General features: G+C 65.2%; 17 protein-coding genes and 8 tRNA genes. 21 read left to right on the top strand and 4 right to left on the bottom strand.

Features of this window, described 5'->3' with window-relative positions; translation table 11 throughout:
• Window positions 1–2 precede the first annotated feature (2 nt).
• Window positions 3–1,010, top strand: coding sequence for a tRNA pseudouridine(13) synthase TruD (truD, locus tag ACFWZ1_RS08010; protein ID WP_439666014.1), 1,008 nt, complete (start codon window positions 3–5; stop codon window positions 1,008–1,010).
• A gap of 80 nt (window positions 1,011–1,090) precedes the next feature.
• Here the strand turns inward: truD and ACFWZ1_RS08015 are convergent, their stop codons facing one another.
• Window positions 1,091–1,642, bottom strand: coding sequence for a Smr/MutS family protein (locus ACFWZ1_RS08015; protein WP_231325395.1), 552 nt, complete (start codon window positions 1,640–1,642; stop codon window positions 1,091–1,093).
• 171 nt (window positions 1,643–1,813) lie between these two features.
• On the opposite strand from ACFWZ1_RS08015, the gene surE reads away from it, so the two are divergent.
• The 4 genes from surE to ACFWZ1_RS08035 are packed head-to-tail and all read left to right on the top strand — an operon-like array spanning window position 1,814 to window position 4,827.
• Entirely contained in the window at window positions 1,814–2,593 is a 780-nt protein-coding gene (gene surE / locus ACFWZ1_RS08020) for a 5'/3'-nucleotidase SurE (protein ID WP_231325396.1), read from the top strand.
• 8 nt (window positions 2,594–2,601) lie between these two features.
• Window positions 2,602–3,291, top strand: coding sequence for a protein-L-isoaspartate(D-aspartate) O-methyltransferase (locus ACFWZ1_RS08025; protein ID WP_231325961.1), 690 nt, complete (start codon window positions 2,602–2,604; stop codon window positions 3,289–3,291).
• Between the two features lie 32 nt (window positions 3,292–3,323).
• Window positions 3,324–3,932: a YqaA family protein gene (locus ACFWZ1_RS08030; protein WP_439666015.1), complete on the top strand. Its 609-nt coding sequence runs from the start codon at window positions 3,324–3,326 to the stop codon at window positions 3,930–3,932.
• A 52-nt stretch (window positions 3,933–3,984) separates the two neighbouring features.
• Complete coding sequence (locus tag ACFWZ1_RS08035; protein ID WP_439666016.1) at window positions 3,985–4,827, top strand: peptidoglycan DD-metalloendopeptidase family protein; 843 nt, start codon at window positions 3,985–3,987, stop codon at window positions 4,825–4,827.
• Window positions 4,828–4,878: 51 nt separating this feature from the next.
• Here the strand turns inward: ACFWZ1_RS08035 and ACFWZ1_RS08040 are convergent, their stop codons facing one another.
• Both ACFWZ1_RS08040 and yhbY read right to left on the bottom strand, forming a co-directional pair.
• Window positions 4,879–5,268, bottom strand: coding sequence for an Mth938-like domain-containing protein (locus ACFWZ1_RS08040; RefSeq protein WP_439666017.1), 390 nt, complete (start codon window positions 5,266–5,268; stop codon window positions 4,879–4,881).
• Window positions 5,268–5,564, bottom strand: coding sequence for a ribosome assembly RNA-binding protein YhbY (yhbY, locus tag ACFWZ1_RS08045; protein WP_439666018.1), 297 nt, complete (start codon window positions 5,562–5,564; stop codon window positions 5,268–5,270). Before yhbY ends, ACFWZ1_RS08040 begins: the two co-directional genes overlap by 1 nt.
• Window positions 5,565–5,645: 81 nt before the next feature.
• Here yhbY and rlmE point away from each other — a divergent pair, with 81 nt between their 5' ends.
• The 16 genes from rlmE (at window position 5,646) to ACFWZ1_RS08125 (ending at window position 18,540) form a co-directional block, all read left to right on the top strand.
• A complete protein-coding gene (gene rlmE, locus ACFWZ1_RS08050; RefSeq protein WP_231325403.1) occupies window positions 5,646–6,296 on the top strand; it encodes a 23S rRNA (uridine(2552)-2'-O)-methyltransferase RlmE in 651 nt (216 codons plus the stop codon).
• Window positions 6,293–8,236 (top strand): ATP-dependent zinc metalloprotease FtsH, encoded by a 1,944-nt coding sequence (gene ftsH / locus ACFWZ1_RS08055; RefSeq protein WP_231325405.1) that lies wholly within the window; start codon window positions 6,293–6,295, stop codon window positions 8,234–8,236. Before rlmE ends, ftsH begins: the two co-directional genes overlap by 4 nt.
• Window positions 8,237–8,474: 238 nt before the next feature.
• Window positions 8,475–8,551, top strand: a tRNA-Arg gene (locus ACFWZ1_RS08060).
• A 165-nt stretch (window positions 8,552–8,716) separates the two neighbouring features.
• Window positions 8,717–8,793: transfer RNA gene (locus ACFWZ1_RS08065), tRNA-Pro, on the top strand.
• A gap of 22 nt (window positions 8,794–8,815) precedes the next feature.
• Window positions 8,816–8,892 (top strand) — tRNA-Arg (locus tag ACFWZ1_RS08070).
• A 19-nt stretch (window positions 8,893–8,911) separates the two neighbouring features.
• Window positions 8,912–8,988, top strand: a tRNA-His gene (locus tag ACFWZ1_RS08075).
• Window positions 8,989–9,003: 15 nt separating this feature from the next.
• Window positions 9,004–9,079 (top strand) — tRNA-Lys (locus ACFWZ1_RS08080).
• Window positions 9,080–9,416: 337 nt separating this feature from the next.
• Window positions 9,417–9,502 (top strand) — tRNA-Leu (locus ACFWZ1_RS08085).
• A gap of 66 nt (window positions 9,503–9,568) precedes the next feature.
• On the top strand, window positions 9,569–10,861 hold the full coding sequence (gene tig / locus ACFWZ1_RS08090) for a trigger factor (RefSeq protein WP_439666019.1): 1,293 nt from the start codon (window positions 9,569–9,571) through the stop codon (window positions 10,859–10,861).
• A 66-nt stretch (window positions 10,862–10,927) separates the two neighbouring features.
• The gene (clpP, locus tag ACFWZ1_RS08095) at window positions 10,928–11,557 is read left to right on the top strand and encodes an ATP-dependent Clp endopeptidase proteolytic subunit ClpP (protein WP_231325409.1); all 630 of its coding nucleotides are present in this window, start codon (window positions 10,928–10,930) and stop codon (window positions 11,555–11,557) included.
• A gap of 119 nt (window positions 11,558–11,676) precedes the next feature.
• Window positions 11,677–12,972, top strand: coding sequence for an ATP-dependent Clp protease ATP-binding subunit ClpX (clpX, locus tag ACFWZ1_RS08100; protein ID WP_209623092.1), 1,296 nt, complete (start codon window positions 11,677–11,679; stop codon window positions 12,970–12,972).
• Window positions 12,973–13,265: 293 nt separating this feature from the next.
• Window positions 13,266–15,770 (top strand): endopeptidase La, encoded by a 2,505-nt coding sequence (gene lon / locus ACFWZ1_RS08105; protein WP_231325411.1) that lies wholly within the window; start codon window positions 13,266–13,268, stop codon window positions 15,768–15,770.
• Window positions 15,771–16,099: 329 nt separating this feature from the next.
• Window positions 16,100–16,372, top strand: a complete 273-nt coding sequence (locus ACFWZ1_RS08110; protein ID WP_209623098.1) for an HU family DNA-binding protein — start codon at window positions 16,100–16,102, stop codon at window positions 16,370–16,372.
• Between the two features lie 21 nt (window positions 16,373–16,393).
• A tRNA-Val gene (locus tag ACFWZ1_RS08115) sits at window positions 16,394–16,468 on the top strand.
• A gap of 7 nt (window positions 16,469–16,475) precedes the next feature.
• Window positions 16,476–16,552, top strand: a tRNA-Asp gene (locus ACFWZ1_RS08120).
• Between the two features lie 80 nt (window positions 16,553–16,632).
• Window positions 16,633–18,540 carry a SurA N-terminal domain-containing protein gene (locus ACFWZ1_RS08125; RefSeq protein WP_439666020.1) on the top strand — a complete coding sequence of 636 codons (1,908 nt, stop codon included), beginning with the start codon at window positions 16,633–16,635 and terminating at the stop codon, window positions 18,538–18,540.
• Window positions 18,541–18,759: 219 nt separating this feature from the next.
• Here ACFWZ1_RS08125 and ACFWZ1_RS08130 read toward each other — a convergent pair whose 3' ends face one another.
• Window positions 18,760–19,542, bottom strand: a complete 783-nt coding sequence (locus ACFWZ1_RS08130) for an enoyl-ACP reductase FabI (RefSeq protein WP_231325415.1) — start codon at window positions 19,540–19,542, stop codon at window positions 18,760–18,762.
• Window positions 19,543–19,652 lie beyond the last annotated feature (110 nt).

Here is a 19,652-nt window from a genome sequence, read left to right on the forward strand (position 1 = left end):
CAGTGCACGAACTTCCCTACGCCCACGGCATGCCACCGCTCACCGCCCGCCTGCGTGCGGCGCCGGAGGATTTCCTCGTCGAGGAAATCCTTGGGTATGACGCGGAGGGTTCCGGCGAGCATGCGTTGCTATGGGTGGAGAAACGCGGCGCAAACACCGATTGGGTGGCCAAGGAATTGGCGCGTTTCGCCGGCGTGCCTCCGGTGGCCGTGGGTTTCGCGGGCCTGAAGGACCGTCATGCGGTGACCCGGCAGGCCTTCACCGTGCAGCTCGCGGGCAAGCCCGACCCTGATTGGTCGGCCTTTCCGCACGCGGAAGTGAAGGTACTGGCCGCCACTCGACACAACCGCAAACTCAAGCGCGGCGCGTTGCGCGGCAACCGCTTCGTGCTGGTATTGCGTGAGGTGCAGGGCGATCGCACGGCGGCTGAAAAAGTGTTGGCCGCCATCGCCGCACGCGGCGTGCCCAACTACTTTGGTGAACAACGCTTCGGTCGCGAGGGCGGCAACGTGGCGCAGGCGCGGGCGATGTTCGCCGGCCGCCGCGTGGATCGGGACAAGCGCAGCTTCCTGCTTTCGGCGGCACGCTCGCACATTTTCAATGGCGTGCTTGCGGCGCGGGTGGAACAGGGCACGTGGGACACGCCTATCGAGGGCGAGATATGGTCGCTCGCCGGCTCGCGCTCGTGGTTCGGGCCGGAGCCCTTTGATGCCGCGCTGGCAGGGCGCCTGGCCAGCGGCGATATCCACCCGTCAGGCCCGCTCTGGGGCCAGGGCGAACCGCCGACCGCCGCTGACGCCGGCGCCCTGGAGCGCGAGGTTGCCGCGCGCGACAGCGACCTGGCGGAAGGCCTGGCGGCCGCTCGCATGGACCAGGAACGGCGCCCCTTGCGCCTGATTCCCCGCCAGCTGTCCTGGCGCTGGCTGGGCGAGGATGCTCTGGAACTGGCTTTCGAGTTGCCTGCCGGCGCCTACGCCACCGTCGTGGTGCGCGAACTGGCGCAGGCCTGAGGCGGACTGATCCCCGGTCGCGATGCAGGGCGCCCCTGCGCGCGACACCGCGGTCGCGCACAGATGCGCCCCTGCGGGGATCAGGCGTTTCTCAGCAGGACGACGACGGCACCGGTGCCGCCCTGGGCAGGTTTGGCCGAAGCGAACGCCACCACGTCGTCGCGCCGGCGCAGCAGGCGGTCGGTGAGCACCTTGAGCACCGGCCCGGCGGCCTTCGAGCGCAGGCCCTTGCCGTGCACGATGCGCACACAGCGCAGGCCATGCTGGCGGGCTTCGGCAAGGAAGCTGGCGATGCTGGCCTGTGCGGCGGCGGCATTCATGTGGTGCAGGTCCAGTTCGTCCTGGATGCTGAACTGCCCGCGCTTGAGCTGGCGCAGCAGGCGCGGCGGATAGCCCTCGCGCAGGTAGCTGAGCTCCTCACCGATTTCCATCAGTGCGGGATCGAAGGCCAGCTCCAGCAATTCGCCAGGCACGGCGGCCTCGTCCGCTTCGAACATGTGCGCGCGCGGCTCTGGCCGGGGCGCGGGCGGCGGAGGCGCATCCACGCGGATCTCGCGCACCGGCCCGATCGCATCGCGGAACAGGCGGATGTCGTCTTCGTCGGGTTCGGCGGGGACACGGCGCTTCTTCATGAGGTCATGCTAGAGACTTGCACGCGATTCCGGCAAACACTCCCTGTCTGTCGCTGGAGCCACGGGGTGTCATATCGCACGGCCGTGAAAGAGGGGGCCCGCTCCGGTAGACTCCAGAGGATTCGGAGCGCGCCTTCGGGGCCGCGTTCGTGCATCTGTCGACGGAACATCATGCGAGTCCTGGTAAGCAACGACGACGGCGTGGACGCCCCCGGCATCCGCGTATTGGCCGACTGTCTGGCAGCGGTGGGGCAGGTCACGGTGGTGGCACCTGATCGCGACCGTTCCGGCGCCAGCAACTCGCTCACCCTGGATGCGCCGATCCGTGCGTTGAAGATGGATGATGGACGCTACCGCGTGGCCGGCACGCCGACTGATTGCGTACACCTGGCGCTGGCCGGCCTGCTCGACCACGAGCCGGACATCGTGGTGTCAGGCATCAACAACTCCGCCAACCTTGGTGACGACGTCATCTATTCGGGCACCGTGTCGGCGGCGATGGAAGGCCGTTTCCTCGGCTTGCCTGCGATCGCCGTGTCGCTGGCCAGCCGTGATCACAAGGGCGAGCACTACGACTCGGCCGCGCAGGCCGTGCTTATCCTGATGCGCCGCCTGCTGGTCGACCCGTTGCCGGCGGACACCATCCTCAACGTCAACGTGCCTGACCGGCCTTGGCACGAAATCCAGGGTTTCGAGGTCACGCGGCTGGGCAAACGGCACCGCTCCGCACCTTGCATCGCGCAGACCGATCCGCGCGGCAAGCCAATCTGGTGGATCGGTCCTTCCGGTGGCGCCGAAGACGATGGTCCCGGAACCGATTTCGATGCGGTGCGCCGCGGCTACGTTTCGGTGACGCCGATCCACGTGGACCTCACCCGTTACCAGGCGTTGGAGAAGATCAGCGGCTGGATGCAGGCGATGACCGAGGCCATGGACGAGAAGGCGGCCTGACGATGACGATGAACATCCATCCGCTGCCGCCGTCGGCGTTCAAGGGCGAGGGAATGACCTCCCAACGCGCGCGCGACCGCCTCGCCGCCACACTCAAGGAAGGCGGCATTCGCGACCCGCGCGTGATCGAGGTGATCCGCAACACGCCGCGCCATCACTTCATCGACCAGGCGCTGCACTCGCGCGCCTACGAGAACACCGCGTTGCCGATCGGCCACGGCCAGACCATCTCGCAGCCGTGGGTGGTCGCGCGCATGACCGAGGCGTTGCTGGAACATTTCAACGGCGGCGTGCCGCAGAAGGTGCTGGAGATCGGAACCGGCTCGGGTTACCAGGCGGTCGTATTGGCGGCGCTGGTTGGGCAGGTGTTCACCGTCGAACGCATCGAGGAATTGCTGCGCCAGGCGCGCCGGCGCTTCCGTCAGCTGGGCCTGGCCAACGTTCGCTCGCGCCACGACGACGGCAAGCTGGGCTGGCCGGACCAGGCGCCCTTCGACGCGATCATCCTCACTGCCGCAGGGGACGCGATCCCCAGCCAGGTGCTCGACCAGCTTTCGCCCGAAGGCGTACTGGTCGCTCCGGTCGGGTCGCCCAGCAGCCAGATGCTGTTGCGCATTCGCGGCAACGGGCAGGGCGACTTCATCCAGGAAGAACTCGGTGCGGTCAGTTTCGTGCCGCTGCTCGGCGGCATCGGCTGATGCCACTCCTCCGGCGACAAGGAATCCACTAGATGCGTCTGTTTGGAGCGCTCTACTCGCGTGCGCTGACCTGGGCACGCGACCCGCGGGCTGTGTACTACCTCTGCGGGCTGAGCTTCGTCGAAGCTTTCATCTTTCCGATCATGCCGGAGGTGATGCTTGCGCCGATGATGCTGGGCAAGCGGCAGAAGGCATTCTTCTACGCCAACGTCAGCCTGCTGTTTTCGCTGCTCGGCTCGCTGGTGGGTTACGCGCTGGGCCATTGGGCGTTCCAGGCGCTGCAGCCGCTGCTGGCCTCGCTGCACTTGCTCGAGCCGATCGAACAGGGTGTGGCCAGCCTGCGCGCGCAGATGAACCAGCATTGGCTGGGCCTGCTGCTGGTGCTGGCATTGGCCGCGCTGCAGCCGGTGGTGCCGATGAAGTTCGTCACCTGGGCGTCGGGCATCGTGGGCGTGCCGGTGATTCCGTTCCTGCTTTGCATGGCGGTCGGGCGCGGCAAGCGCGTGTGGCTGCTGGCGCTCTTGATCCGCCTGTTCGGCGAGCGCGCCGAGCGGGTGTTGCACAAGCACATCGAGCGCATCGGCTGGGCGGCGATCGTCGTGTTGGCGCTGCTGCTGGTGTGGTGGATCTGGCTGCATTGAGCGGCGTGGCGCTTTTCGTGAAATCGGTGTGTCGGCTGGGTATGCTGGTGACATGACGAAATGGACGCGCTTCGCGGCGGCATGCTCGGCCGCGCTTCTCCTTGCCGCCTGTGGACGGTCGGTCGTGGTCCAGCCCAATCGCGGCGCCACGACCCCGCGCACGCCGGTCGCACCGGCTCGGGCGGCCTCGGACAGGGACAGCTACCGGGTGATGCGCGGAGACACGCTTTACTCGATCGCCTTCCGCCATGGGGTGGATTTCCGCGACCTGGCCGGTTGGAACGGGATCGCGTCGCCGTACACGATATGGCCGGGCCAGGTGCTACGGCTTTCGCCCGCCAGGGATCGTGTTGCGGGCACGCGACGCCCGGTCACCTCCGCTCCCACGCGCATGCCGGCATCGGTGGCCAAGCCGGTTCCCACACCCTCGCATCCGAGCGCGAGCGTAGCCGCGCCGGCTCCGGTGGCCGCCGTTCCTGCGCCGCCGGTCGTGCCGGCCCCCAAGGGAGCGACCCGCACGGCGAGCGGGGTCAACTGGCGCTGGCCGGCCGATGGCACGCTGATCAAGAAGTTCCAGGGCGGGGATGCCATCCCGGGCATCGAGCTGGCCGGCAAGGCAGGCGATCCGGTGCGCGCCGCCGCCGATGGCGTGGTCGTCTACAGCGGCAACGGGCTGGTTGGTTACGGCGAGCTGATCATCATCAAGCACAACGACGACTTCCTGTCGGCATACGGCCACAACCGCAAGCGGCTGGTGAAGGAAGGGCAACGGGTGAGCGCAGGGCAGCTGATCGCGGAAATGGGTTCGACCGGGGCGTCGCGGGACGAGTTGCAGTTCCAGATTCGGCGGGATGGGAATCCGGTCGACCCGCTCGACTATCTGCCGGCGAGGTAACTGTTAGTGGGTTGAAGCCCACCTGCAATGTGCGGCTTCGCAGGGCGGGCTTCAGCCCGCCGATCTGGTCCCTGGCAGGATGAACGCAGCGACCACGCGCCGCCCCTCGCCAGCCAGCAGGTCGTAGGTGCGTGCCGCCGCGGCGTTGTCCATCACCTCGATGCCGATTCCCTTGCGCAGGAATCCGGCCATGAACGCGGCCGGCGGAAATCGCTGCCGATTGCCGGTGCCAAGGAGCACTACCTCAGGCTGGAGATCGCGTACGGCTTCGCCGGCGCTTTCGTCCAGTGACATGACATCGTCTATCGGCCAGGTCTCGACCACCCGATCCGGTGCCAGCAGGAAACTCGCATCCAGCTCCCGGTCCATCACCGTGATCGACCGCTCGCTCACGCGGCGAATGAACAGGTAACCCTCGGGGCGCTCGAGCGAAAGGTCCATCAGCGGGGCAGGGCGAGCTTGGGCTCGTCCTCGTTGCGGCGGAACAAAGTGACGGTATGGCCGATCTGCTGCACGCATTCGGCACCGGTGCCTTCGGTGAGGAAGACGATCTGCGCCTCGCGCTCTTCCTTGTCCCCGCCGGAGAGCTTCACCTTGACCAGCTCGTGATGGCTGAGTGCCAGATCCAGTTCCTTGACCACGGCCGGTGTCGCCCCCTTGGCCCCGAGCAGGATCACCGGGTGCAGGTCGTGGGCGAGGCTGCGCAGGTAGCGGCGCTGGGAAGGGGAGATCGGCATGCGGGAAGCGTCCACAGTTCGCGGTCGGGGGGCCGTAAAGGGTATCATGCGGGCGTCTTCCCCCATCGGTGCCCCTGCCGCATGTCCCGCAGCAAAAGCAGCTCCCGATGGCTCCGGGAGCACTTCGACGACGTCTACGTGAAAAAGGCGCAAGCCGAAGGGCTGCGCTCGCGCGCGGTATTCAAGCTGGAGGAGCTGATCGACCGCGACCGCCTGCTCAAGCCGGGCATGCGCGTGGTCGACCTGGGCGCGGCGCCGGGTGGCTGGTCCCAGCTCGTGCGCCAGCGCCTGGGCGACAACGGCACGGTGATTGCGCTGGACATCCTGCCGATGCAAGGCATTGCCGGAGTCGATTTCATCGAGGGCGACTTCCGCGAGGAAACGGTGTTGCGCCAACTGGAAGAACGCCTGGGCGGCCAGCCGCTCGATCTTGTACTGTCAGACATGGCCCCCAATATGAGTGGCGTGGCGCTGGCCGACCAGATCCGCGCGATGGACCTGGCCGAACTGGCGCTGGATTTCTCCCGGCAGTGGCTCAAGCCGGGCGGCGCGTTCCTGATCAAGCTGTTCCAGGGCGCCGGCTTCGATGACTACCTGCGCAACTTGCGCGCGCAGTTCGCGCGCGTAACCATGCGTAAACCCAAGGCTTCGCGCGCGCGTTCGCGCGAGGTTTATGCGCTCGCCACCGGCAAGAAGGCCGTCGGCGGGCAAACGGACGAGACCCGCGCATGAACGAAATGGCGAAAAACCTGTTGCTCTGGCTGATCATCGCGGTGGTCCTGCTGACGGTCTTCCAGAGCTTCAATCCGCACGGCGGCTCCTCTTCCGACCTGCCGTACTCGAGCTTCGTGCAGAGCGTGGACAGCGGCAATGTCGCCAGCGCCACGATCAGCGCCGACAATCCCGCCACCATCACCGGCAAGCTGAAAGACGGCAGCGCCTTCCGCACCGTCGCACCCGTGCTCGGCTTTTCCACCAATGGGGTGGTCAAGCAGATGCAGGACAAGAACGTGGTTGTGACCCAGGAGCCGTCGAACAACGGCTTCTCGCTGCTGGGCCTGCTGGTCAACTGGCTGCCGATCATCCTGATCGTGGGCGTGTTCATCTGGTTCATGCGCCAGATGCAGGCCGGTGCCGGCGGACGCGGGGCGATGAGCTTCGGTCGTTCGCGCGCCAAGTTGCAGGGCGAGGACCAGGTCAAGGTCAATTTCAGCGACGTCGCCGGTTGCGATGAAGCCAAGGAGGAAGTTGGCGAACTGGTCGAGTTCCTGCGCGATCCGGGCAAGTTCCAGAAGCTTGGCGGCAAGATTCCGCGCGGCGTGCTGATGGTCGGTCCGCCGGGCACCGGCAAGACGCTGCTGGCCAAGGCCATTGCCGGCGAGGCCAAGGTGCCGTTCTTCTCGATTTCCGGTTCGGACTTCGTCGAGATGTTCGTCGGCGTGGGCGCCAGCCGCGTGCGCGACATGTTCGAGCAGGCCAAGAAGCATGCGCCGTGCATCATCTTCATCGACGAGATCGATGCGGTCGGCCGTCATCGTGGCGCGGGCCTGGGCGGCGGCCACGACGAGCGCGAGCAGACCCTGAACCAGTTGCTGGTCGAGATGGACGGCTTCGAGGGCACCGAGGGCATCATCGTCATCGCCGCTACCAACCGCCCCGATGTGCTCGATCCGGCGCTGCTACGCCCGGGTCGCTTCGACCGCCAAGTGGTGGTTGGCCTGCCGGACGTGAAGGGCCGCGAGCAGATCCTGAAGGTGCACCTGCGCAAGGTGCCGACCGCCAGCGACGTCAACCCGATGGTGATCGCGCGCGGCACGCCAGGCTTCTCCGGCGCGGACTTGGCAAATCTGGTCAACGAGGCGGCCCTGTTCGCCGCGCGCGAGAACGCGCGCGAAGTGCGCATGAGCCATCTGGACAAGGCTCGCGACAAGATCCTGATGGGCACCGAGCGCCGCTCGATGGCCATGAGCGAGGACGAGAAGCGCCTGACTGCCTTCCACGAGGCCGGCCACGCCATTGTCGGTCGCCTGGTGCCCGAGCATGATCCGGTCTACAAGGTCACCATCATCCCGCGCGGTCGCGCGTTGGGCGTGACCATGTACCTGCCGGAGGCGGACAAGTACTCGATCAATCGGGTGGCGATCGAATCGCAGCTCTGCTCGCTCTATGGTGGTCGCGTGGCAGAAGAGCTGATCTTCGGTGCCGACAAGGTCACCACCGGCGCTTCCAACGACATCGAGCGGGCCACCAAGATGGCGCGCAACATGGTTACCAAATGGGGTCTTTCCGACGAGCTCGGCCCGGTCACCTACGGCGAGGACGAGGACGAAGTGTTCCTCGGGCGCTCGGTCACGCAACACAAGAACGTTTCCAACGAGACCGCGCGGCGCATCGACGAGGTCGTGCGCGATATCCTCGATCGCGCCTACGCACGCAGCAAGCGGCTGCTGACCGACAACCTGGACAAGCTCCATGTGATGGCTGACGCGCTGCTGCAGTACGAGACCATCGACGCACGCCAGATTGACGACATCATGGCCGGCCGCGAGCCGGGTGAGCCCGCCGATTGGTCCAAGCCGACCTCCGGTGGCCCGGTGCCGCCGAACCTGCCGCCGCGCGGCGACGCCGGCTCGCCCAAGCTCGGTGACCCGGCCACGCAGCCACACGGCTGACGGCAATCGCTTCCTGTCCTGCGTGGCAGGGGCGGGGGTGTTTCTGGCGCGCGAGCCCGCTCAGTTTGGACGTCCAAACATTTGCGGGCTGGCGAGAGGCGAGAAATCCTGGCGTCGATGAACGCGAAGATTTTTTGAAAAAGGTGTTGACGCAACCGCGCCGAATCTGAATAATTCCGCTTCTTGCTTCGGCACCCACCGCTTCGGCGGCAGTGCCACGGCGAACCAGTTTTAATGCGCGCCCGTAGCTCAGTTGGATAGAGTACCAGGCTACGAACTTGGTGGTCGGGAGTTCGAATCTCTCCGGGCGCGCCACTTGTACCGCAGGTCATGTTTCGATATGACCTGTCCATCGGCGCCGAAGGCACGGATGGGACCGGAAAGGAATCTCCGGTGCGCTGGATACGGATTGACGAGGTGAAGCGTCGCCCGTAGCATTCGAGGGCTTCGGTACGCGAAAAGCGTTCCACGGATCTGCTACGGGGTATAGCTCAGTCTGGTAGAGCGCCAGCTTTGGGAGCTGGATGTCGGGGGTTCGAATCCCTCTGCCCCGACCAGCAGGCGTTATGCTTTCGACATGCGCCTGTAGCTCAACCGGATAGAGCATCGGCCTTCTAAGCCGACGGTTGCAGGTTCGATTCCTGTCGGGCGCGCCAGCTTCCTTAGAGTTTTATGGTGGGCGTAGCTCAGCTGGTTAGAGTCCCGGATTGTGATTCCGGATGTCGTGGGTTCGAATCCCATCGCTCACCCCAATTTGAAAGTTTCACGGGCCGTTAGCTCAGCTGGTAGAGCAGTTGACTCTTAATCAATTGGTCGTAGGTTCGAATCCTACACGGCCCACCAATACAAGACAGGCGCCCGGGAAACCGGGCGCCTGTTTTCTTTTGAGCGCTTCTTCGTCTCGCCTGGCGAGAGGACCGGTGGGCTCTCTATCGAACGCTTCGCTATGGCAACAGGCCAGGTCTTGACCCTGCCCCCGCCAGCCCTCGCGTCCGGGCGGTGAGGACGGCGGATCCTGCCCTGTGGGCGGGCGCCATCATCCAAGGCCGCGCTTGTGCTGCCCCGCCGCGCAACCGTAAAATGCCCCGCTTTGGCGCAAGGGAATCATCGACTTAGCGGGGCGGGGCGCTTGGGCCGATTTCCGTTCGGAATCCGCCGCTTCCAGTCCGCGGGGCGCGACGCGAAAGTGGCGGAACTGGTAGACGCACCAGATTTAGGTTCTGGCGGGTAACCCCCGTGAGGGTTCGAGTCCCTCCTTTCGCACCATTCCCTTTCAATTTATGCAAGGCCGGCCCGCACGCCGGCCCATCACGAGAGTCACCAGGAGTCGTCATGCAGTTTTCGGTTGAGAACGTCGGCAAGCTCGAGCGCAAGCTCACGGTGCGGTTCCCGGCGGACCAGTTGGAGTCGCAGGTCAGTGCGCGCATCGCAGAGATGGGCCGCACGGTGCGCCTGAAGGGTTTCCGCCCGGGCAAGGTGCCGGCGACCGTGATCCAGCAGCGTTTCGGCTCGCAGGTACGCGGCGAAGTGCTGTCCGACCTGATCGGCAGCACGCTGCGCGAGGCCTTCGAGAAGGAGAACCTGCGTCCGGTTGCCAACCCTTCGATCGACACCACGGGCAAGCCGGAGAACGGCGAGATCGCCTACACCGCCACCTTCGAGGTGATGCCGGAATTCCCCGAGATCGATGTTGCCGCGCTGGAAGTCAGCCGCCCGGTCGCCGAAGTGACGGACGCCGACATCGAGAAGATGATCGAAACCCTGCGCCTGCAGCGCCGCAGTTTCGACGAGGTCGAACGCGCCTCGGCCGAGGGCGACTTCGTGATGTTCGAGTATGCCGCCACCGCGGGCGACTACCGCTTCCCGGCCGAGGGCCTGGAGCGCGCCGGCAGCGTGCTCGGTTCGGGCACGCTGTTCAAGGCGCTGGATGAGGCGCTCACCGGCCGCACGGCAGGCGATGAGTTCGAGAGCGAAATCGCCTTCCCGGAAGACTTCGGCAATCCCCAGCTCGCCGGCAAGACCACCCAGGTCAGCTTCAAGATCATCAAGGTGCAGGCGCCGCAGCTGCCCGAGGTGAATGAGGAGTTCGCCCAGTTGTTCGGCATCGCCGACGGCAACCTGGACACCTTCCGCAAGGAAGTCCGCGCCAACCTCGAGCGTGAGCTCAAGGCCACTCTTATGGGCCGCCTGAAGGCCGAGGTGGCCGAAAAGCTGGCCGACGCCCATGGGAGCCTCGACGTCCCGCACCTGATGGTGCAGTCCGAGGCGCGCAACCTCGCCGCCGGTAGCGTGCCGCGCGGTCAGCAGCCGCCGCAGCAGCTCGTCGAGGCGGCCGTGCCGATGGCCCGCAAGCGCGTGATCGCCGGTCTCCTGATGGGTGAGATCGCCCGCAAGCAGGAGCTGAAGATCGATCGCAAGCGCGTGGCCGAGCAGTTGGCCGCCATCGCCTCGACCTACGAGGAACCGGAGAAGGTCGTTGAACTCTACAACGCCGACCCCCAATTGATGTCTGGGCTGCAGAACCGCGTGATGGAAGACCAGGTGGCCGAGTGGGTGGCGGAACATGCCAAGACCACCGAAAAGCATCTGGGCTTCGACGAAGTGATGCGCCCGGCCGGCGCCTGAGCGACACTGCCAGGCACCATCATCAGGCCCGCCTGAAGGCGGGCCTCATCCGGAGAACAAGCACGCATGGCCATGGCCCCGATCCAGAACCTCAACCTGGTGCCGATCGTCGTCGAGCAGACCGCTCGCGGTGAGCGGTCCTATGACATTTACTCGCGCCTGCTGAAGGAACGAGTGATCTTCCTGGTCGGCGAGGTCAACGACCAGGTCGCCAACGTGCTGATCGCGCAGATGCTGTTCCTGGAGTCGGAGAATCCGGACAAGGACATCCACCTGTACATCAACAGCCCCGGTGGCGCGGTCACTGCGGGCCTGGCGATCTACGACACCATGCAGTTCATCAAGCCCGACGTCAGCACCATGTGCATCGGCCAGGCGTGCAGCGCTGGCTCGCTGCTGTTGATGGCTGGCGCCAAGGGCAAGCGCTTCTCGCTGCCCAACTCGCGCATCATGATCCACCAGCCCTCCGGCGGTGCCCAGGGCCAGGCGACCGACATCGAGATCCAGGCACGCGAGATCCTGTACATCCGCCAGCGCCTGAACCAGCTCTACGTCGACCACACCGGTCAGCCGTTGGAGAAGATCGAGCGCGACATGGAGCGCGACCGTTTCATGAATCCGGTGGAGGCCAGGGATTACGGCCTGATCGACCAGGTGCTCGACCGCCGCGGCGTCGAAACCGTCAAGTCTGCCTGACTTCAGTCCGCCTGATTCTGGCCGATTAGATCGCCAGGAAGCATGCTCCGCGCAGGCGCAAGCAGGCGCGGAGCCCTGTGCTATTCTGGCGCCGCAACCGAAACACAGCAGGACCTGATATGAGCGACGAGCGGCAGGGCCGTTCCAACGACAGCGGCAAGATTCTCTACTGCTCCTTCTGCGGCAAGAGCCAGCATGAAGTGCGCAAGCTGATCGCGGGTCCATCCGTGTTCATCTGCGACGAGTGCGTGGAGCTCTGCAACGACATCATCCGCGAGGAGTTGGAGGAGAAGGCCGCCTCCGGGCGCAGCCATCTGCCCAAGCCGCGCGAGATCATGGAAACCCTCGACCAGTACGTGGTCGGCCAGACCCGCGCCAAGAAGGCGCTGGCGGTGGCCGTGTACAACCACTACAAGCGCATGGAATCGCGCCAGAAGAGCGACGAGGTCGAGCTCGGCAAGTCCAACATCCTCCTGATCGGCCCGACCGGCTCGGGCAAGACGCTGCTGGCCGAAACGCTGGCGCGCCTGCTCAATGTGCCGTTCACCATCGCCGACGCCACCACGCTGACCGAAGCGGGCTACGTGGGCGAGGATGTCGAGAACATCATCCAGAAGCTCCTGCAGAAGTGCGACTACGACGTCGACAAGGCGCAGTCGGGCATCGTTTACATCGACGAGATCGACAAGATTTCGCGCAAGAGCGAGAACCCGTCGATCACCCGCGACGTTTCCGGTGAAGGCGTGCAGCAGGCGCTGCTCAAGCTGATCGAGGGCACGCTGGCGTCGGTGCCGCCACAGGGTGGACGCAAGCATCCGCAGCAGGAATTCCTGCAGGTGGACACCAAGAACATCCTGTTCATCTGCGGTGGTGCGTTCGCGGGCCTCGAAAAACTGATCCAGCAGCGTTCGGAGACCACCGGCATCGGCTTCTCGGCCGAGGTCCGCTCGAAGGAGCGTACCGAGAACCTGGGCAAAGTGCTGGCCGAAGTCGAGCCGTCCGATCTGGTCAAGTTCGGTCTGATCCCGGAATTCGTCGGCCGCTTGCCGGTCGTGGCGACGTTGGACGAACTGGACGAGCCGGCGCTGGTGAAGATCCTCACCGAGCCGAAGAACGCGGTCACCAAACAGTTCCGCCGCCTGTTCGAAATGGAAGGCGTGGAGCTCGAGTTCCGCCCGGAGGCGTTGCAGGCGATCGCCAAGAAGGCGCTCAAGCGCAAGACCGGTGCTCGCGGCCTGCGCACCATCCTTGAGCAGGTGTTGCTGGACACCATGTACGAGCTGCCGTCGCTGGAGCACGTCAGCAAGGTGGTGGTGGATGACGCTGTGATCGAAGGCCAGGCGGAGCCCTACCTGATCTATCGCGGCAATCTGCAGCAGCAGCGCGTGGCGGGTGAGGGCGGCGACGCCGCCTGACCGACGCGAAGCGTCAAAAAACAGCGGCCCCGGCAATTGCCGGGGCCGTTTGTTTTTTGGCGGCAGGCACACAGGCGCCTGCTCAGGCTGGATTGCGCAGGACGCGTTGAGCCGTGGTTCTCACCGAGTCCGGCACGTGCTGCGTAGCCTTGGCCTGGAAACTGCAAGATCGCATGACAGCCGCTCCGGAAGGTCGAGTTGACTTGACGGCGGCGCGGGTCGACTCCACTTGACCTGTCGGAGGCCTCGGCGCAGTGTCGAGGTAAACCTTACAAACCCTCGGGGATTTTTCGATGGCAAAACACGCCTCCGTTACCGCTACCGGCGCCACGCTCGACGCACTCCCGGTGCTGCCGCTGCGCGACGTGGTGGTCTACCCCCACATGGTCATCCCGCTTTTCGTCGGACGCGACAAGTCCATGCGCGCGCTCGAGCACGCGATGGAAGGCGAGCGGCAGATCCTGCTGGTGGCGCAGAAGAGCCCCGACATCGACGACCCTGCGTCCGACGACCTGCACGAGGTCGGCACCCTCGCCGGCGTGCTGCAATTGCTCAAGCTGCCCGATGGCACCGTCAAGGTGCTGGTCGAGGGCCAGGCACGCGTGTCCATCGAGGAATACCGCAACGAGAGCGGCATGCTGATGGCCCGCTCGCGCGTGATCGAGCCGGTCTACAGTGCCAAGGAGCGCGAACTCGACGTCATCTCGCGCACGCTGGTCTCGCTGTTCGAGCAGTTGGTCAAACAGAGCCGCAAGCTGCCGCCGGAGGTGCTCGCCACGCTATCGGGCATCGACGATCCCTCGCGCCTGGCCGATTCGATCGCAGCGCACCTGACGGTGCGCATGTCCGAAAAGCAGAAAGTGCTGGAAACGGCCGACGTCGGCCAGCGACTGGAGCTTTTGATCGGCCTGGTCGATGGCGAGATGGACCTGCAGCAGGTCGAAAAGCGCATCCGCGGCCGCGTCAAATCGCAAATGGAAAAGAGCCAGCGCGAGTACTACCTCAACGAGCAGATGAAGGCGATCCAGAAGGAACTGGGCGAAGGCGAGGAAGGCGTCAACGAGCTGGAAGAACTCCAGCGGAAGATCGAGGATGCCGGCATGCCCAAGCCGGTGCTGGCCAAGGCCAAGCAGGAGCTGTCAAAGCTCAAGCAGATGTCGCCGATGTCGGCAGAAGCCACGGTGGTGCGCAACTACCTCGACTGGCTGACCGGCGTACCGTGGAAGAAGAAGACCAAGGTGCGCAAGGACCTCGCCGTCGCGCAGGAAGTGCTCGATGCCGATCACTTCGGTCTGGAAAAGGTCAAGGACCGCATCCTCGAATACCTGGCCGTCCAGCAGCGCGTGAACACCATGAAGGGTCCGATCCTGTGCCTGGTCGGCCCGCCCGGTGTGGGCAAGACCTCGCTCGGCCAGTCGATCGCCAAGGCGACCAACCGCAAGTTCGTCCGCATGAGCCTGGGCGGCGTGCGCGACGAGGCCGAGATCCGCGGCCACCGGCGCACCTACATCGGCTCGATGCCGGGGCGCATCGTACAGAACCTCAACAAGGTCGCCACGCGCAATCCGCTGTTCGTACTGGACGAGATCGACAAGATGTCGATGGACTTCCGCGGCGATCCTTCGTCGGCGCTGCTCGAGGTACTCGACCCGGAACAGAACCACGCTTTCAACGATCACTACCTGGAAGTCGACCTGGACCTCTCCGAGGTGATGTGGATCGCCACCGCCAACTCGCTCAACATTCCCGGCCCGCTGCTGGACCGTATGGAAGTCATCCGCGTGCCCGGCTACACCGAGGATGAGAAGCTTGCGATCGCACAGCGCTACCTGTTGCCCAAGCAGCTGAAGGCCAACGGTCTGAAGCCGGAGGAGCTGAGCATCGTCTCCGAGGCCGTGCGCGACATCGTTCGCTACTACACGCGCGAGTCCGGCGTACGCAATCTGGAGCGCGAGATCGCCAAGATCTGCCGCAAGGTGGTCAAGGAACTCACCCTCGGCCAGGTCAAGCAGGCCAAGGCCAAACCGGCCGCGAAGGCCGCGACCAAGACGAAGAAGAAGCCGGGTGCGACGCAAGTGACCGTCACGCCCGAGAACATCGAGCATTACCTTGGCGTGCGCCGCTTCGACTTCGGTCGTGCCGAGCAGGAGAACGAGGTCGGCCTGGTGACCGGCCTGGCGTGGACTTCCGTTGGCGGCGACTTGCTCAGCATCGAAGCCTCAGTGGTCCAGGGCAAGGGTAGGCTGGTGCACACCGGCCAGCTCGGCGACGTCATGAAGGAATCGATCCAGGCGGCCATGTCGGTCGTACGAGCCCGCGCGGACCAGCTTGGCATCGACCCGGACTTCTACCAGAACCTGGACGTGCACATCCATGTGCCCGAGGGCGCGACACCCAAGGACGGCCCGAGCGCAGGCATTGCCATGTGCACCGCGCTCGTCTCGGTATTGACCAAGGTGCCGGTGCGTTCGGAAGTGGCGATGACCGGCGAGATCACGCTGCGCGGCCGCGTCCTGCCGATCGGCGGCCTCAAGGAGAAATTGCTGGCCGCACACCGCGGCGGGATCACCACGGTGATCATTCCCGAGGAGAACAAGAAGGACCTTGCAGACATTCCAGCCAACGTCACCTCTTCGCTGGACATCCACGCGGTGCGCTGGATCGACGAAGTGCTCGGCATCGCGCTCGAACAACCGCTGCGTCCGGCCAAGCCGGCGGTAGAGAGTGCGGGCGAGGAACATGCGCCGGTCGAGCCGGCGACTGAGGAAACGGCTGAGAACCGTACTCGCGCACACTGATACGCAAGGTTTTTTCCCCAAGGCCGCCCGTCCCCGGGCGGCCTTTTTTTCATGTTCACGGAGCGCCTTTCGGGAGGCTTCCGGCCGTAGCCGTTCCGGCCGCCATTTGCAAGTGGTCCGGGTTGGCGAGGAACCGCCGGAACCGTTGGTATTGCTTGTGTTGCGGACCGCCGTGAGGCGCTGGTATAAAGACGACACCGCAGTCAAAGCGCCGTGCATTTGGCGTAGCGATGCGGGGTTGCGGGGGATGCCGGTCATGCCATTTTATGGCGGCGTTCCCCGTCCCAGACCGATCACGCGGGCAGCAAACCGTTTAAGGGAGTGTCTCAATGAATAAAACCGATCTGATCAATGCCGTCGCCGAAAAGGCCGAGCTGACCAAGGCCGACGCCGGCCGTGCCCTCGAAGCGTTCTTCGAGACGGTGCAGAAGGCGCTGAAGAAGGGCGACGATGTGTCGGTCGTCGGCTTCGGCACGTTCACCGTGCGCAAGCGCGCCGCTCGCACCGGTCGCAACCCGCGCACCAACGAGACGATCAAGATCAAGGCTTCCAAGGTGCCGGCGTTCAAGGCTGGCAAGACGCTCAAGGATGCCCTAAACTGAGCGGCTAGTTCGCTCGGTTTCGGGTGCTTAGCTCAGCGGTAGAGCGTCGCCCTTACAAGGCGAGGGTCGTAGGTTCGATCCCTACAGCACCCACCAGAATCGCGGAGTGGTAGTTCAGTCGGTTAGAATGCTGGCCTGTCACGCCGGAGGTCGCGGGTTCGAGTCCCGTCCACTCCGCCAGTAGTTCCAAGGGCGCCCGCGTGGCGCCCTTGTCGTTTATGCTTTGCCGCTTGCAAAGCTTTCGAATCGCGGGAATCCATATGCTGCAGTCGTTGAGAGACAAGATGCACGGCTGGCCGTCCATCGTCGTGCTGGGCGTGGCGGTGTTCGCCATGTCCTTCTTCGGCATCGAGGGCTATTTCACTGCCAACACCGAGACCTTCGTGGCCAAGGTCGGAAAGCAGGAGATCAGCCAGCAGGATTTCCAGAACCGCATGAACCAGCTGCGCCAGCAGGCCAGCGAGCAGATGGGCGACCAGTTCGATCCGAGCGTCTACGAGCAGCCGGAAACGAAGGAGCGCGTGCTCGATGCCATGGTCGACCAGCAGTTGCTGCTCAAGGCCAACGACGATCTGGGACTTCGTGTTTCCGATGGCGCGGTGCGCGATGCCATCGCGGCGATCCCCGCCTTCCAGGTAAACGGGCAGTTCGATGCGGCCACCTACCAGGCCGTGCTTGCCGCCCAGCGGAAGTCGCCGGCGATGTTCGAGGACGAGGTGCGCTCCTCGATGGCGATCAGCCTGGTGCCGGATGCGCTTACGGCCAGCACCATCGTCACCGGGGATGAGGTCGACCGTTTCCTGAAGCTGCGCCTGCAGCGCCGCGACGTGCGCTACGCGATGCTGCCGCGCCCGGCGCTTACCGACAGCAAGGTCACCGACGCCCAGGTCCAGGCCTACTACAAGCAGCACCAGGCCGAATTCATGGCGCCCGAACAGGTAGCCATTCGCTACGTCGAGGTGAGTGCAGCCGGCCTCAAGGCGGACAACCCGCCGACCGAGGACGACTTGCGCAAGCGCTACGAGGACGAGAAGCAGCGTTTCGTGCAGCCGGAGCAGCGCCTGGTTTCGCACATCCTGGTCGACGTCCCCAAGAACGCCACGCCGCAGCAGCAGAAGGCCGCGCTGGCCAAGGCCGAGCAGATCGCCGCCGAGGCGACCCCGCAGAACTTCGCCAAGCTGGCCGAGAAGGACTCGACCGACCTGGGCTCCAGGCGCCAGGGCGGTGACCTCGGCTGGCTGGAGCAGGGTGTCACGAACAAGGCCTTCGACGAAGCGCTGTTTTCGCTGCAGAAAGGCCAGATTTCCAAGCCGGTGCTGTCGGACGAGGGCTACCACGTGATCTGGCTGCGCGACGTTCGCAGTGGCCAGGCCAAGCCGTTCGAGGAGGTACGCGGCCAACTCGAGCAAGAGGCCGTCGCCGCGGAGCGCGAACGCAAGTACAACGACGTGGCCGGCAAGCTGGCCGACAAGACCTACCAGAACCCGACCTCGCTGGAGCCCGCGGCGCAGGCACTGGACCTGCCGGTCAAGAGCACCGGCCTGTTCACCCGCGAGGGTGACAAGAGCGGCATCGCCGCCGACCCCAAGGTGGCCAAGGCGGCGTTTTCTGACGACGTGCTGGTGCAGGGCAACAACTCCGGCCTGATCGACCTGGGCAATGACCACTCGCTGGTGATTCACGTCGACAAGCACGTTCCCGCGGCGGTGAAGCCGCTGGCCGAAGTGCGCGACGCCATCGAAAAGGACATCCTCGACGAGCGCACCGCCGCGGCGGCCAAGCAGCGTGCCGATGGCCTGTTGGCGCGCCTGCAGAAGGGCGAGCCGATGGACGTCGTGGCCGCTTCGGCAGGGGCCGCCGTCCAGAACGTGCCGGAGGCGCTGCGCGTGCAGGAAGGCCTGCCCGAGCAATTGCGCGACGAGGCCTTCCTGTTGCCGCATCCGAAGGATGGCAAGCCACAGTTCGCCGCGGTGGCCCTGCCTGAGGGCGCTTACGCGCTGCTCGCGGTGGACAAGGTGCAGGACGGCGACCTGTCGAAGGTGACGCCCGAACAGCGCAAGATGCTGCGCCAGAGCATGATGGCCGCGTACGGCAACGTGGCCACCGAAGGTTTCATCGACGCCCTGAAGGCGAAGACCGAGATCAAGATCGCCAAGGACCGGATGTAGGCGCCGGCCACCGTTGCAAACCAGAGAGGCGGCCTCCGGGCCGCCTCTTTGCTTTTGGCCTTTGCCGCCTGGGAGGGTGCCCACGGCGTGGGAGAGGGCAGATCGCGTTGTCCTGTCGCTGGCGGCATCGCTGCAGGTGCGAGGCGGATGCCCATGTTCCGATCGAAAAAAAAAGGCGGCCCGGAAGGCCGCCTTGTTCGTTTGCGATCCGGGTCGGTGTCAGATACCGGTCATGCCCAGGATGTTGTAGCCGGCGTCCACGTAGGTGATCTCGCCCGTAACACCCGAAGCCAGGTCCGAGCACAGGAACGCGCCGACGTTGCCGACCTCGTCGATGGTCACACTGCGGCGCAGCGGTGCATTCTCGTCCACGTGGTCGAGCATCTTGCGGAAATTGGAGATGCCCGCGGCGGCCAGGGTCTTGATCGGACCCGCCGAAATCGCATTGACGCGCGTGCCCTCAGGGCCCAGGTTGAACGCCAGGTAGCGTACGTTAGCTTCGAGACTTGCCTTGGCCAGACCCATCACGTTGTAGTTGTTGAGCGCGCGTTCGGCGCCGAGGTAGGTCAACGTGAGGATGGCGCCGCCGCGGCCGGCCATCATCGGACGCGCGGCCTTGGCCAGCGCGGCCAGGCTGTAGCTGGAGATGTCGTGCGCAATGGTGAAGTTCTCGCGCGTGAGGTTGTCCAGGTACTGGCCCTGCAGCGCCTCGCGCGGCGCGAAGCCGACTGAGTGCACCAGGATGTCGAAGCCGTCCCAGTGCTTGCCCAGCTCCCCGAACATCTGTTCGATCTGGCCGTCCTGGGCGACGTCGCAGGGCAGCACGATGTTGGAGCCGAACGCATTGGCGGCTTCGTCGACGCGGTCCTTCAGCCGCTCGTTCTGATAGGTGAAGGCCAGTTGCGCGCCTTCACGATGCATCGCGTTGGCAATGCCCCAGGCGATCGAGCGCTGGCTGGCGATGCCGACGATCAGGGCACGCTTGCCGTGCAGGAATCCCATGCGTCCTCCAAGAAGTTGATGGCGCGCCAGACGGCGCAGCCGGGTGATTTTAGCAGCGTGCCGGCTCCCATAGGTCCACCGCAGGTGGCGTGATCGGTCGCAACCGGCCG

Origin of the sequence: Frateuria sp. GZRe14 (genome assembly GCF_051900395.1) — a bacterium.
Taxonomy (GTDB): domain Bacteria; phylum Pseudomonadota; class Gammaproteobacteria; order Xanthomonadales; family Rhodanobacteraceae; genus Frateuria_A; species Frateuria_A edaphi.